Source organism: Mixta hanseatica (assembly GCF_023517775.1).
Classification (GTDB): domain Bacteria; phylum Pseudomonadota; class Gammaproteobacteria; order Enterobacterales; family Enterobacteriaceae; genus Mixta; species Mixta hanseatica.
The window spans coordinates 3,603,858-3,617,564 of record NZ_CP082904.1 but is presented as its reverse complement, the minus strand read 5'-3'; the positions used below and the strand labels follow the sequence as shown (position 1 = coordinate 3,617,564).

General features: G+C 53.5%; 10 protein-coding genes, 1 tRNA gene and 1 pseudogene. 7 read left to right on the top strand and 5 right to left on the bottom strand.

The window, feature by feature from the left end:
* Positions 1-69: 69 nt before the first annotated feature.
* A complete protein-coding gene (locus K6958_RS17205; protein ID WP_249894722.1) occupies positions 70-2,916 on the top strand; it encodes a bifunctional diguanylate cyclase/phosphodiesterase in 2,847 nt (948 codons plus the stop codon).
* A 42-nt stretch (positions 2,917-2,958) separates the two neighbouring features.
* Here the strand turns inward: K6958_RS17205 and ftnA are convergent, their stop codons facing one another.
* Complete coding sequence (ftnA, locus tag K6958_RS17200) at positions 2,959-3,471, bottom strand: non-heme ferritin (RefSeq protein WP_249892249.1); 513 nt, start codon at positions 3,469-3,471, stop codon at positions 2,959-2,961.
* A 330-nt stretch (positions 3,472-3,801) separates the two neighbouring features.
* On the opposite strand from ftnA, the gene mrdA reads away from it, so the two are divergent.
* Positions 3,802-5,652 (top strand): penicillin-binding protein 2, encoded by a 1,851-nt coding sequence (mrdA, locus tag K6958_RS17195; RefSeq protein WP_249892248.1) that lies wholly within the window; start codon positions 3,802-3,804, stop codon positions 5,650-5,652.
* A 7-nt stretch (positions 5,653-5,659) separates the two neighbouring features.
* On the opposite strand, the gene K6958_RS17190 is transcribed toward mrdA, so the two are convergent.
* Entirely contained in the window at positions 5,660-6,976 is a 1,317-nt protein-coding gene (locus K6958_RS17190) for a methyl-accepting chemotaxis protein (RefSeq protein WP_249892247.1), read from the bottom strand.
* A 194-nt stretch (positions 6,977-7,170) separates the two neighbouring features.
* Between K6958_RS17190 and K6958_RS17185 the strand changes: the two genes are divergently transcribed.
* A tRNA-Phe gene (locus tag K6958_RS17185) sits at positions 7,171-7,246 on the top strand.
* A gap of 91 nt (positions 7,247-7,337) precedes the next feature.
* Here the strand turns inward: K6958_RS17185 and K6958_RS17180 are convergent.
* Positions 7,338-7,797 (bottom strand): annotated as a pseudogene (locus K6958_RS17180) (Fic family protein); the annotation flags it as partial.
* Between the two features lie 287 nt (positions 7,798-8,084).
* Between K6958_RS17180 and K6958_RS17175 the strand changes: the two are divergent.
* On the top strand, positions 8,085-8,435 hold the full coding sequence (locus tag K6958_RS17175) for a nitrous oxide-stimulated promoter family protein (protein WP_249892246.1): 351 nt from the start codon (positions 8,085-8,087) through the stop codon (positions 8,433-8,435).
* 82 nt (positions 8,436-8,517) lie between these two features.
* Here K6958_RS17175 and K6958_RS17170 read toward each other — a convergent pair whose 3' ends face one another.
* Positions 8,518-9,138, bottom strand: a complete 621-nt coding sequence (locus tag K6958_RS17170) for a deoxynucleoside kinase (RefSeq protein WP_249892245.1) — start codon at positions 9,136-9,138, stop codon at positions 8,518-8,520.
* A gap of 37 nt (positions 9,139-9,175) precedes the next feature.
* Positions 9,176-9,385 carry a hypothetical protein gene (locus K6958_RS17165; protein WP_249892244.1) on the bottom strand — a complete coding sequence of 70 codons (210 nt, stop codon included), beginning with the start codon at positions 9,383-9,385 and terminating at the stop codon, positions 9,176-9,178.
* 277 nt (positions 9,386-9,662) lie between these two features.
* Here K6958_RS17165 and yghU point away from each other — a divergent pair, with 277 nt between their 5' ends.
* The 3 genes from yghU (at position 9,663) to K6958_RS17150 (ending at position 13,699) form a co-directional block, all read left to right on the top strand.
* Positions 9,663-10,520 carry a glutathione-dependent disulfide-bond oxidoreductase gene (yghU, locus tag K6958_RS17160; RefSeq protein WP_249892243.1) on the top strand — a complete coding sequence of 286 codons (858 nt, stop codon included), beginning with the start codon at positions 9,663-9,665 and terminating at the stop codon, positions 10,518-10,520.
* A 537-nt stretch (positions 10,521-11,057) separates the two neighbouring features.
* Positions 11,058-12,227, top strand: coding sequence for a M20 aminoacylase family protein (locus K6958_RS17155; protein ID WP_249892242.1), 1,170 nt, complete (start codon positions 11,058-11,060; stop codon positions 12,225-12,227).
* Positions 12,228-12,304: 77 nt separating this feature from the next.
* Positions 12,305-13,699, top strand: a complete 1,395-nt coding sequence (locus K6958_RS17150) for an MFS transporter (protein WP_249892241.1) — start codon at positions 12,305-12,307, stop codon at positions 13,697-13,699.
* Positions 13,700-13,707: the final 8 nt, after the last annotated feature.

The following is a 13,707-nucleotide window of genomic DNA, read 5'->3' as shown; positions in this document are numbered from 1 at the left end:
GCCAGACGCACTACGTTGCCACGTCCAACCCACCCAGAGCGTTTATTTGGGCAGCAACCGGGCAACATGATGAACGAGAACCCAGATACACTTTATCGGCTACTGGTGCAGAGCGTGGTCGATTACGCGATCTATATGATTCGGCCCGATGGTACTATCGCCAACTGGAATGCGGGCGCTAAGCGGATCAAAGGTTATTTGCCGGAAGAGATCATCGGTAAAAACATCGCCATTTTTTATGACAAAGCCGAACAGATAAAAAACGTTCCAGCCAACAATTTGGCTATCGCCGCCAGCCGGGGCAGGCTGGATACGGAAGGCTGGCGTTATCGTCATGATGGCAGCGCTTTCTGGGCGCACGTGGTGTTTGACGCCATTTACGCTGATGACAATGCGTTAATCGGTTTTGCGGTAATCACCCGCGACTGCACGCAACAGCAGGCGCAGCTTAACCAGCAGCGCGAGCAGCAGGAAAAATTCCGGCTGCTGGTAGAGGGCGTGACCGACTACGCCATCTATATGCTGGATACGGAAGGGTTGGTGGTTAACTGGAACGCCGGCGCCCAGCGTGCGAAAGGCTATACCGCGGATGAGATCGTTGGAAAACATTTCTCCACCTTCTACAGCATGCAGGAACGCATGGCCTATATCCCGGAGAAAAATCTCCAGACCGCTTTCCGCACCGGACGTTTCGAAAATGAGAGCTGGCGCTATCGAAAAGACGGCAGCGCTTTCTGGGCTCACGTCATCATCGACGCCATCCATGATGATAATGGCCAGCTGATCGGCTATGCGAACATCACCCGCGACTGTACCGAACAGCGCGAGCTACAGCGCGAGCGGCGCGCAGAGGAAGAGACGTTCCGGTTGTTGGTAGAGAGCGTCACCGATTATGCCATTTATATGCTCGATCCCGGCGGCCACGTAGTGAACTGGAATACGGGGGCGCAGCGTGCCAAAGGTTATACGACGCAGGAGATCCTCGGTCAGCATTTTTCACTGTTTTACAGCTCGCAGGAGCGGCAGAACAAAACGCCGATGATTAATTTGAATATCGCGCGCACCACGGGCCGCTTTGAGGATCAGGGCTGGCGCTATCGCAAGGATGGCAGCGCCTTCTGGGCGCATGTGGTGATCGACGCGATTCATGACGAAAACGGCAAGCTGGTTGGCTACGCAAAAATCACCCGCGATATTACCGAGCGGCGTGAATATGAGCAGCAAATCCTGCGCGCCAAAGATCTGGCGGAGGCGCAGAGCGAACGCATGACCTCTATGTCGCGCTTTCTGGATACTATCATCACTAGCATTCCCTCCTGCGTGCTGGTGGAAGATGCGGTTTCACGTGAGCTGTTGCTGGTAAACCGCAAAGCCGAGCAGCTGTTTGGCGTCGAGAAAAATAGCATGCACGGCAAAAAACCGCATGAATGCCTGCCGCCGGAGCTGAGCGACTATTTTAACGTGCTGGCGGATGCGGCGCTGCGTAGCGAAGGCGTCCACCAGAGCGAGCGTCAGCTGATCACCGCCAGCGGCGAGCGCATTTTGCATACCCGGGCGGCGACGGTACGCGGCAACGATGCGCGTACGCAATATGTGATGCTGATCGTTGATGATGTGACCGACCAGCGCGCCGCCGATGCGCGGATTCATCATATGGCGCATCACGATTACCTGACCAGCCTGCCGAACCGCATTCTGTTTCGTCAGCGGTTAAACGACGCGCTGCGTCAGGGAGAGCGGCATGAGCGGCAAACGGCGGCGCTCTGTCTCGATTTAGATAACTTCAAAAACGTTAACGACGCCCTGGGACACCAGATGGGCGACGAACTGCTGCGCGTTATTGCCAAACGCCTGCGCGCCGTGCTGCGGGAGCAAGATACCCTGGCGCGTATCGGCGGCGATGAATTCGCTATTGTGCTGCCCAACCTGAATCATCAGCAGGAGGCCAGCATGGTGGCGCAGCGGCTGATTGAGGTAGTGCGCCCGCCGGTCAACGTGGACGGACACAATTTAACGGTCGGCCTGAGCATCGGTATCGCTTTTGCCGATATTGAACTGGCTTCTCCGGAGCAACTATTGCGCTGCGCCGATATGGCGCTGTATGAGGCCAAACGCAACGGGCGTAATCGCTATGAATATTTCACTCAGGAGATGGACGCGCAGGCGCGCACGCGGCGCTGTATGGAAAACGATCTGCGCGAAGCGATAACGGGAAACCAGATGCGACTCTATTATCAGCCGATCACCGACAGCGATCAGCAGGCGATTATCGGCTATGAGGCGCTAATGCGCTGGCATCATCCGTCAAAAGGGCTGATTATGCCGAGCGAATTTATTCCGCTGGCGGAAGAGACCGGACTAATCCATAGCCTTGGTGCCTGGGCGCTGTTTGAAGCGTGCCATGAGGCAAAAAACTGGGCGGGCAGGCAGACGGTATCGGTAAATCTCTCTCCGGTCCAGTTTAAAAACAGTGCCCTGGTCTCGGTGGTTGAGGGCGCACTGCGTGAATCGGGGCTGGAGCCGTGGCGGCTGGAAGTAGAAATCACCGAGTCGGTATTGCTGGATGATACGCTGGGAAATATTCGCACGCTGCAAAACCTGAAGGCGCTGGGCGTGCTGATCGCGTTGGATGATTTCGGCACCGGCTACTCGTCGCTAAGCTATCTGCGATCTTTCCCGTTCGATAAGATTAAAATCGACCGTTCGTTTATTAATGATATGAACGACAGTCGGGAAGCCCTGGCGATTATCCGCGCGATTACCGGCATGAGCCGCAGCCTGGATATTCAGATTACCGCGGAAGGCGTCGAGAACCGTGAGCAGTTCGACAGGCTAAAGGATGAGGGATGTACCCTGTTTCAGGGCTACTTCTTTGGCCGACCACAGCCTTCAGAACTGCGCTTAACCATACTTTAATTATGATTCCCGACGCGCCGAGGCGCGTCGGGAAAGCGCTGATTAAGCGGTTGGACCGTGGTTTTCACCGTCCATTTTTGCCAGATCTTTATCCACGAAGAACAGGCCTTTACCACTGTTGCCGACCAGAGCCAGCTTATCCAGCACCGCTTTAAACAGTTTTTCTTCTTCATGCTGTTCCGCCACGTACCACTGCAGGAAATGAAAAGTAGAGTAATCCTGCGTGGTCATTGCCGCATGGGCCAGTTCGTTGATTTTGCGCGTAATCAGCTGCTCATGCTCATAGGTTTGCTCAAACACATCCGCCAGAGAGTTAAAGGCGACCGGCGGCGCAGCGATACTGCCCAGTACCGGCATTGCGCCCGTATCACTGAGGTAATCAAACAGGCGCTGCATGTGCTCCATCTCTTCACGCGAATGGGATTTCAGAAACGCCGCTGCCCCTTCAAAGCCTTTATCGCTGCACCAGGCGCTCATTTGCAGATAGAGATTAGCAGAATAGAATTCCAGATTTAACTGCTCGTTTAAACGTGCGGTCATATCGTTAGTCAGCATAGCGATTCCTCAGGTAGTGGCAAATAAAAGATGGCGTGCTGAATTATGCAGCAAAGTTTGTTAAAGGAGTATGCTTTTTTACGCATTTTATCTTTTCAATTGCCTGATTTTAAAGATAATTAATTCGCTATCTGAATGCGGCTTATTCGCATTTTCACCCGCATTTCCCCACCTGACAGCCGCGCTTATCATGCTTTCGCGCCGTTATCTGTTACATCCTCATTAAATGTCACACTTTTAGCGGTGGATATGCATCTTTTCGCTAGTTTGACCAGGCGACCTCTTTATCATGAACGGCAAAATGAGAATGAGAAAAATAGTCGTTTATTAATGAAAATTCGTGATTTTGCCGCTGAAGAGAAGCTCTTTGCCCGGCGTGCGCTCGCCGCTTTTTGCCTGGTGATAACCTGTTTTGCCATCTTAGTGGTCAATCTTTGGCGCTTACAGGTAAAGCAGCACGGCTATTACCAGACGCGATCCGATCAAAATGACATCAAGATGATCCCCATCGCCCCCCGGCGCGGCATTATTTACGATCGTAACGGCACGGCGCTGGTAAAAAACATCACCTGGTATGACGTAACGGTAATGCCTTACAAAATCAAAAATATGCAGGCGCTACTCCAGGCGTTGACGCCGGTGATTGGTCTGACGCCGGAAGAGATCGCCGATTTCCGTCAGGCACTGAAGCAGAGCAGCCGCTATCGGCCGGTGGTGTTAAAAAGCGCGTTAAGCGAGGAGCAGGTAGCGCGCTTTGCGGTCAACCAATACCGTTTTGACGGCGTGGAGATCGATAGCTATCAGGATCGGCAATATCCTTACGGCGCGGCGCTGGCGCATGTGGTGGGCTACGTATCGAAGATCAATGACCGCGACTATCAGCGGCTGAATGAAGAGGGTGAGGCGGAAAACTACGCCGCCGACCATAACATCGGTAAACAGGGGATCGAGCGCTACTACGAAGCGTTGCTGCATGGCAAAACCGGCTACCAGGAAGTGGAAGTGGATAACCACGGGCGTATCGTCCGGGTGCTCAAAGAGGTGCCGCCGGTGGCCGGAAAAAATCTCTGGCTTACCCTCGATCTGCCGTTGCAGCAGTATGTGGAGAGCCTGTTAAAAGGGCAGCGCGCGGCGGTGCTGATTGAAAATCCGCGCGACGGCGCAGTACTGGCGATGGTCTCCAGCCCCAGTTACGATCCCAACCCTTTTGTGAAGGGCATCGGCTATCAGGCTTATCAGCAGCTGCTACAAGATAAAAATTTGCCGCTGATTAATCGTGTCACGCAGGGGCTCTATCCGCCCGCCTCAACGGTAAAGCCCTATATGGCGATGTCGGCGTTGCTCAGCGGCGTGATCGCTCCGCAAACCACCTTTTACGGCGCGCCCACCTGGACTCTGCCGGGAACGCAGCGGCGTTACCGCGACTGGAAAAAAAGCGGCCACGGCATGCTGGATGTCACCAAAGCGATTGAGGAGTCTGCCGATACGTTTTTCTACCAGGTCGCTTTTGAGATGGGTATCGATCGTATACATCAGATGCTGAGTCAATTCGGCTACGGCAAATCCACCGGCATCGATCTGCAAGAGGAGTACAACGGGCTGTTGCCGGATCGCACCTGGAAACAGCGGGTGCATAAACGGGTCTGGTATCAGGGCGATACGGTATCGGTCGGTATTGGGCAGGGATACTGGATCGCCACGCCGATACAGATGGTCAAGGCAATGGATGCGCTGATTAATAACGGACGCGTGGTCACGCCGCATCTACTGTATGCCGCGCAGCGCGGTAAACGCTTTACCCGCTGGCGACCGAAGCAGCCGCAGCCGCAGATAGCGGACGCGAACTCGCCTTACTGGGCGCTGGTGCGACGCGCCATGTTCGGCATGGCTAACTCGCCCAACGGTACCGGCTATAAATATTTTCATACCGCGCCTTATGGCATTGCGGCCAAAAGCGGGACGTCGCAGGTGTTCAGCCTGAAGCAAAATGAGGTTTATAACGCCAAAATGATCCCGGTACGGCTGCGCGATCATGTGTTTTATACCGCGTTTGCGCCCTATAACGATCCGCAAGTGGCGATGGCGCTGATCCTGGAGAACGGCGGCAGCGAGGGCGTGGTAGCCGCCCCGGTAGTCAGGCAGATTCTGGATCATATTTTTCTGCCTGACCCACCCTCATAAGGCGCGCTTATTCCTCTTTTAGCGCCTCGGTGACATGACTGATAGCGCTAACCACCGCGGCGGCGCTGTGGCGGATTTCGGCAATCACTTCACCGGTTTCCTGCGCCAGCGCCACGCCGCGATCGGCACGCTGGAGGTTGGTTTCGATGCTGTTCAACGCTTTGTCCGCCAGCTGGTTGTTATCCCGCACCATTTTTTCGATTTCGCTGGTGGCCTGGTTAATATTCGCCGCCAGCGAGCGCACCTCATTCGCCACCACGGCGAAGCTGCGACCGTGCGCGCCGGCGCGTGCGGCCTCAATGGCGGCATTCAGCGCCAGCAGGTTGGTCTGGCTGGCGATATTGCGAATGGTATCGACAATCAGACCGATCCGATCTGACTGGGCGCTCAGGCTGGAAATATCGCCGGAGATGCCGTGCAGCTCGCCCGCCAGCGCATTGATATTTTGCACGCTGCTTTCCACTACGGTAGCGCCGACGCGTGTGTTTTCATCGGTGCGCAGCGCGGTTTCATACGCTTGCTGCGCGGCGTCGCGCTCTAGCTGGCTTTTTTCCATCTGGGCCGTGACGTTAGAGGCGAACTTAACGATTTTATACAGCTGCCCCTCTTCATCAAACACCGGGTTATAGGTCGCGCGCAGCCACAGTGGGCGGTCCTGTTTATCGATACGATGGAACAGACCGGAAATAAAGTCGCCGTGATTCAGCTTTTGCCAGAAATCTTTATATTCCGCGCTGTTGCGCAGTTCGGGACTGCAGAACATACGATGATGCTGGCCAATCACCTCATGTTCGCGATAGCCGGTGGCCTGCAAAAAGTTAGCGTTAACTTTCAGCACTTCGCCTTGCAGGTTAAAAGCGATCACCGCCATTGAGCGATTGATGGCAGTAGTTAGCGCGCGCTGCTCCTGCGCATCCAGAATATCGGCGGTAATATCGGAGGCCAGCTTGATGATTTTTACCACGTTGCCGCGGCGATCGCGTACCGGAACGTAGTTCGCCTCCAGCCAGACCGGGTTTCCCTGTTTGTCCAGGCGCAAAAATTTATTGCTGAAGCTTTCGCCGCGTTGCAGACGCTGCCAGAAAGAGAGGTATTTCGGCGAGTTAACTAACTCGGTCGGGCAAAACATACGATGATGCTGTCCGATGATTTCATCGAGACGATAGCCCATCCGTTGCAGAAAAAGATCGTTGGCGGTAAGGATGGTGCCGTCGGGCTTAAACTCAATCATCGCGATCGCCGCATTTAACGAAGCGAGGGCGGAGGAGCCCCGTTGTTTGGTGGCAAAAAGCGAAGCCATTCCTGATGCAATAGTACTGAACATGGTGAACCTTTATTGTGTTATGGGGGTTTCACCATGGGTTATCGACCTGGAGGGTTAAAGGTTAAGCGTCAGGAACCTCACCAAAAGCCTTTTTAGCCTGGTTTTTACCTATTGCTGCAAAAGAGCGCAATCAGTAAAAAATCAGTGAAAAGCATTTGACGACTTCACGGCTTTACGGTTTAATGCGCCCCGTTGCCCGGATAGCTCAGTCGGTAGAGCAGGGGATTGAAAATCCCCGTGTCCTTGGTTCGATTCCGAGTCCGGGCACCACTATTTAAAGAACCCGCCCATAAGGCGGGTTTTTGCTTTTCTGCGTACGGATCCGCTGTTGAACTGCGTTCGATTATTCGCCTCTTTCTGCCAGCCCATAGGTCAGCAATCTGACCGTTCTGCCATTACCATTGCCAAAGGGATGTATCCAGCCAAAGCGGTGGTGTGCCAGTGCAATCTTCATCAGATCGTACTTTGGCTTATCGTTACGCAACTCGCGGATAAAAGATTCTGTTATGTCATCGCCGTTGTTCAGGTATTCGTCAATAAACTCCATCGCGGCTTCAATATTATTGATTTCTTTGAGCTGGTCCGTCGAACTCTGCGTTCCTTCAACATAGTCGGCAAGCGTGGTGTGGTTTCCTCAATCCTTGCGGAACCGAGACTCTCCTGCATGTAGAAAACGGCCTTCAACTGCGTAAATAGAATAGGGTGAACGTTAGTTTCCAGTCGCAGATGCCGGAGTAACTCCAGCTCCGCCAGCGCGTCAGCCAAAGGTGAGTCAAAGACAGGTTCAGAAGCGAGAGTTCAACGTGATTAAATTGAGCCATGATATTTAGTTATCTCAACTGGCGCATGACGGCATCTCAAAATTATAGAGAAAATGCTAATGGAATCTGACAGTTAAAAGGATGGTTATTTCTGATTATCTCAAAACTGCTGTTCCAACATATCAAATGTAAGTTTGGAAGATGTTTAATGCGAAGGCTCAAAGGCTACCCGCAGACACTTCTGTTGATCGCGCTTAATACCTTCTTGATCGATCCAGGGTAAAACGTCACCGTTCTGTACCCCATCATGACCATTTACGCCTTATCAGTATCGTTGGTTATTCTGTATGTCAGGAAAACGTATCCAGAGAGAAAAGCGCACCATCGAGAAGATGATTGCCCTGTATCAGACGAATTGTCCGCAGGCCGACAGTGACACTGAGCGCTACCGGTCGCTATATCACTATGCGGTGAAACGCCTTGACCGCTGCGCCTTCGGCGAAGAGAAGCCCGCCTGTAAACAATGCCCGATTCATTGCTATCAGCCGGCCAAACGCGAAGAGATGAAACAGATTATGCGCTGGGCGGGGCCGCGGATGCTCTGGCACCATCCCATTCTCGCCATTCGTCATCTGATTGATGATAAGCGGCCGGTGCCGCCGATCCCGGAAAAATATCAGCCGAAGAAAAAACGTTAACCCACCAGTCTGGCGGCTCGCTGACGCCGCTTCGCGGCGCGATTTAACCGCGCAGGAGCCGGTCAACGCTGCCCATTATCTTTCAGCCGGCTTGCTGCACCAACTGTGCAGCCAACGCATCGGCGTCAGCGAAGCCAGCGCCTACCGCACAGGTAATCAGCCGCGCAGGATAAGTGCGCACCAGCTGCGGCAGGCAGGCGTCGTGAAAGCGTTTCAGATCGAGAAAATAATCCAGCGTGTAAGCGGTTTCGCCAGGGCGTGCGCGCTGCATACAGCTCTCAAAGCAGGCCTGTGGGCAGCGATCGATATACAACACGACGTCAATCGGCGGATAATCGCTCAGGCACGCTTTGATCTGATAGTAATAATCCATATAGGCGGCATCGGGGCGTTCGGTATGCAGAAAGTTGGCGTGACAAAACACCACGTCGCTGTAAAGCGAACGCTCAATCAAATAGTTGCCGTCGGGCAGATCCTTTAACAGCTGCTGGCGCATCAGGGTGATATAGAGCTGGAAGCGTATCCGGGCGTTGGCATCGCCGGGGCTGCTGGTAAAGGCCTGCAGCAGCGCCAAAAACTGCGGATCGGCATCAACCGGTTCCACCATCACCTGCCAGCTTTCGCCGCTCAACGCGCTGAGACGTTCAGCCAGCGGCCCAATCAGCGAGCTTTTACCGGCGGCGATATTGGCTTCAATCGTCATTATTTTCATTTACTTCAACTTGCTATAGCAAAAAGCGTCATCGTTGCCGTGCGCCATCAACCGGAAGCGGTAAGCGGAATAAGCGCTGGCGTAGCGCGTTAAAAATGCCTCTGCGTCGCGGTAAAGCATAGCTTTCATTATGGGCCATTAACGCTGCTACCTCGATTTCGCCCAGCAACTCGCGCAGCGCAGGCTCGCTGCTGGCGCATATTTCTACCTGACGCTGTAAATCATTATATCCGGGCATGGGTGGCTCCTTTAACGGTGAACGCAGCAGCCGGAAAGCGGCTGTCGTCCGGTTTATTGCAAGCCGTATGCCATGATTAACTCAATGAATTTCTTAAGTTAAAATAATAAGCGCTGTCATTTTGATGCCACTCAGGAATGTCAAAATGACTCAGGCGTGTCATTTTGACGGGGCGCACTTTATGAAGGCCAGCAAGGTTAAGTTTGTTTAATGCTGCCTGCTACACTCGGTTCAGTGTAGTCAGTTACTTCATCACTCCTATCAAGGACACCACATCATGTCAGAGAATAATTATCAGCCGCCGAAGGTCTGGCAATGGGATCAGCAGGGCGCGGGAAGCTGGTCAAAAATAAACCGTCCAATTTCTGGCGCAACGCATGAGGCGGCGCTGCCGGTGGGTAAACACCCGTTGCAGCTTTATTCAATGGGGACACCGAACGGACAGAAGGTGACTATTCTGCTGGAAGAGTTGCTGGCGCTGGATGAAAACGGCGCGGAGTATGATGCGCATCTGATTCGTATTAGCGAGGGCGATCAGTTCTCCAGCGGCTTTGTTGCGGTGAATCCTAACTCCAAAATACCGGCGCTGCTGGACCGCTCAGAAAACCCAGCGGTGCGCGTATTTGAGTCCGGTAATATTCTGGTTTATCTGGCGGAAAAATTTGGCCACTTTCTGCCGCAGGAGCGCGCTGCGCGCGCCGAAACTCTAAACTGGCTGTTCTGGCTGCAGGGATCCGCGCCCTATATTGGCGGCGGCTTCGGCCATTTTTATCACTACGCGCCACTGAAAATCGAATACGCCATCAACCGTTTTGCGATGGAAGCCAAGCGTCAGCTGGATGTGCTGGATCGTCAACTGGCCCAGCATCGTTATATCGCCGGTGAGGAATATAGCATCGCCGATATCGCTATTTGGCCGTGGTATGGCGTGCTGGTACAGGGTGGCCTGTATGAAGCGGCGGAATTCCTTGATGTCTCTTCATACAAAAATCTGCAGCGCTGGGTACAGGAGATCGCCGAGCGTCCGGCAGTACAGCGCGGGCGCATCGTAAACCGTACCTGGGGTGAGCAGCAGCTGCCAGAGCGTCACGCCGCCGCCGATTTTGACCAGGTTGGCCTGAACCAGGCGCGTTAATGGATAGCCACGGCGCAGAGCCGCCGTGGTTCTAAGCATGTGACTTCTCCTCTGATGAATACCGACGCTCAAGCCGATCACTGCGGCGCCACGATTATTCCCCGATGTTGATTAACGGATTAGATAAGCGTAATCCGCACCGAATAAGACCGATGAATTGGGATAAATGTAGTATGGCTGATATTTGAATAAGCGATGTGCAGATTAATGTTTAATTTAAATGCTATTTAATGCGTATCTCATGATGAGTTAATTAACTAAACGCAACGGTTAAAATAAAAATTTATAAAGCCTGCCGTGCCGCGTTAAAATCCCCATCGCCGTAATGGTGAACGTCATAGGGATAATGATATCCGTACGAATTAAGGTTGACGGAAGCTAATTAAAGATTGACGCTAACTGTCCATAATATTAGTGATGCCCTTTTTCGCTTTATGTGAAACCGCACCCATTTTAAATGGTCAGGAAAAGTGAAAGTAATGGCCGAGGAAGTATTTGCATTAAAATGACTTGTTATGGCATTGAATAGGGCTGGCTATGAAAGGGAAATTTCAACATATTATCAATAATCAAGGCGCCTTTACCACGCTGCGCCGCGATCTGCATCAACATCCTGAGATTGGGCTGGAAGAGTTGCGCACCAGTAATATCGTCGCCGAGAAATTGCGCTCATGGGGCTATCAGGTGCATCGCGGCATGGCGAAAACCGGGGTGGTGGGCACGCTAAAGATCGGGCGCGGCGGTAAAACATTGGGCCTGCGGGCAGATATGGACGCATTGCCGATGCAGGAAGAAACCGGCAAATCATGGAGCAGCAGAACGAACGGGAAATTCCACGGCTGCGGTCATGACGGCCATACGGCGACGCTGCTGTGCGCTGCGGATTACCTGGCGAAAACGCAGAACTTTAACGGTACGCTGCATCTGATCTTTCAACCAGCAGAAGAGCTGCTGTATGGCGGCAAACTCATGCTGGAAGATGGGTTATTCCAGCAGTTTCCCTGCGATGCGATCTATGCGCTGCACAATATGCCGGGCTTAAAAAAGGGCCATTTTTATTTTAAAACCGGCGCAATGATGGCCTCGTCAGATACCTTGCATATTGAGGTCAGCGGCAAGGGTGGTCACGGCGCTTTTCCGGAGAAAACCACTGACGCTACGCTGGTGGCCTGTCAAATTGTGCTGGCGCTGCAAACTATTGTCTCGCGCAACGTCTCGCCGTTTTCCTCTGCGGTGGTCACCGTCGGCAGCCTCTGCTCAGGAGCCGCGCCCAATATTATCAACGCCAGCGCCATGCTGAAGCTAAGCGTGCGCGCGCTGGATAACAAGGTGCGGCAGCTGCTGCTGAAGCGCATCGGCGATATTGCCCATGCGCAGGCGCAAAGTTTTGGCGCGAAGGTGAAAATTGAGCATGTAAACGGCAGCCCGGTATTGGTTAATGATCCTACGGCGACGGAGTTTGCCATCAACGTAGCGTGTGAGCTGGTCGGTGAAAGCCGGGTCTGTACAGATACCACACCGGTGATGGGTAGCGAGGACTTCGCCTTTATGCTGACGGAAAATCCGCACGGCAGCTATCTGTTCTTAGGCGCAGGCGATGAGCCGGAAAGATGCATGGTGCATCACCCCGGCTACGACTTTAACGATGAATTAATTATTCCGGGCGCAATGTTCTTTAGCCATCTTGCGGAACGCTTTTTAAATTAACTGCGCAGAATGATATTCGCGTCGGAGTGACGTCGAATAATCACTGTTATGCATTGTATAACACAGAGGGAATCTGGATGCCCGCGACAGAAGACAATCAAAATCAACCCGTAGCGGTTCAGGGAAGCGGTCGATTAATTATTGGAATTATGGCCGGCGTGCTGACGTTTTGGCTATTTGCTCAGTCGGTGGTGAATATTGTACCGGCTATTCAGCAGGATGTGGCTATTCCGCTGGGATCGTTAAATTTAGCCATTAGCCTGACTGGATTATTTTCCGGCTGTTTTATTGTGGTGGCGGGCGGTGTTGCCGATCGCGTTGGCCGGGTGAAAATAACCCAGCTGGGGTTTGTATTAAGTATTATTGGCTGCCTGTGTCTGATCGTGGCGCAAAATACCCTGTTGTTCGCTATTGGGCGTATTATTCAGGGACTTTCCGCCGCCTGTATTATGCCGGCTACGCTGGCATTAATAAAAACTTGTTATCAGGACGCGGCGCGGCAGCGGGCGCTGAGTTACTGGTCAATCGGCTCCTGGGGCGGCTCCGGCCTCTGCTCCCTGGCGGGCGGCGCGATAGCCACTTACTGCGGCTGGAATTGGATATTCATTCTGTCGATCCTCTTTGCGCTGGCGGGGATGCTGCTGATTCGCGGCACGCCGGAAAGCAAGGTCACCACCACCGCTAGCCATCGCTTTGATTATTTTGGCCTGTTGACCTTTGTCGTGATGCTGGTCTGCCTGAACTGGGCGATTACCAAGGGCAACGCCTTCGGCTGGACAAACAGTCTGATCCTGATCCCCAGCGGGATATTTTTGCTGGCGGCGATGCTATTTTTCACCGGCGCGCGACGTAAAAAAAGCGCCAGCTTTATCGATTTCGCCCTGTTTAAGCAGCGCGCCTGGAGCGGGGCGACGCTCTCTAACTTTTTACTGAACGCCGTTGCCGGTACGCTGATGGTCGCCAGTATTTATGTGCAGCAGGGGCGCGGCTTCAGTGCCTTTCAGTCGGGGATGCTGACCGTGGGCTACCTGATTGCGGTACTGGCGATGATCCGCGTGGGGGAAATGCTGCTGCAAAAGGTAGGGGCGCGTAAACCCATGCTGTGGGGTACTGCGATTACCGGCAGCGGCGTGGCGCTAATGGCGCTAACGCAGCTGCCTGACAGCCTCTACGTAGCGGCGGTGTTTGTCGGCTATATCCTGTTTGGCCTCGGACTGGGTTTTTATGCCACGCCCTCTACCGATACCGCTATTTCCAACGCGCCGGAGGATAAAATCGGCGTAGCCTCCGGCATCTACAAAATGGCTAGTTCGCTGGGCGGGGCGTTCGGCATCGCCATTTCCGCCTCGGTCTATGCGGCTATGCTGCCGCTGGGCGCGGCAACCGCTGCGACGGCAGGCCTGCTGGTGAATGTGGCGTTCTGCGTGATTTCTTTTATGACCATAGCGCTGATGGTGCCGCGCCAGGCCTGAGACAGGGC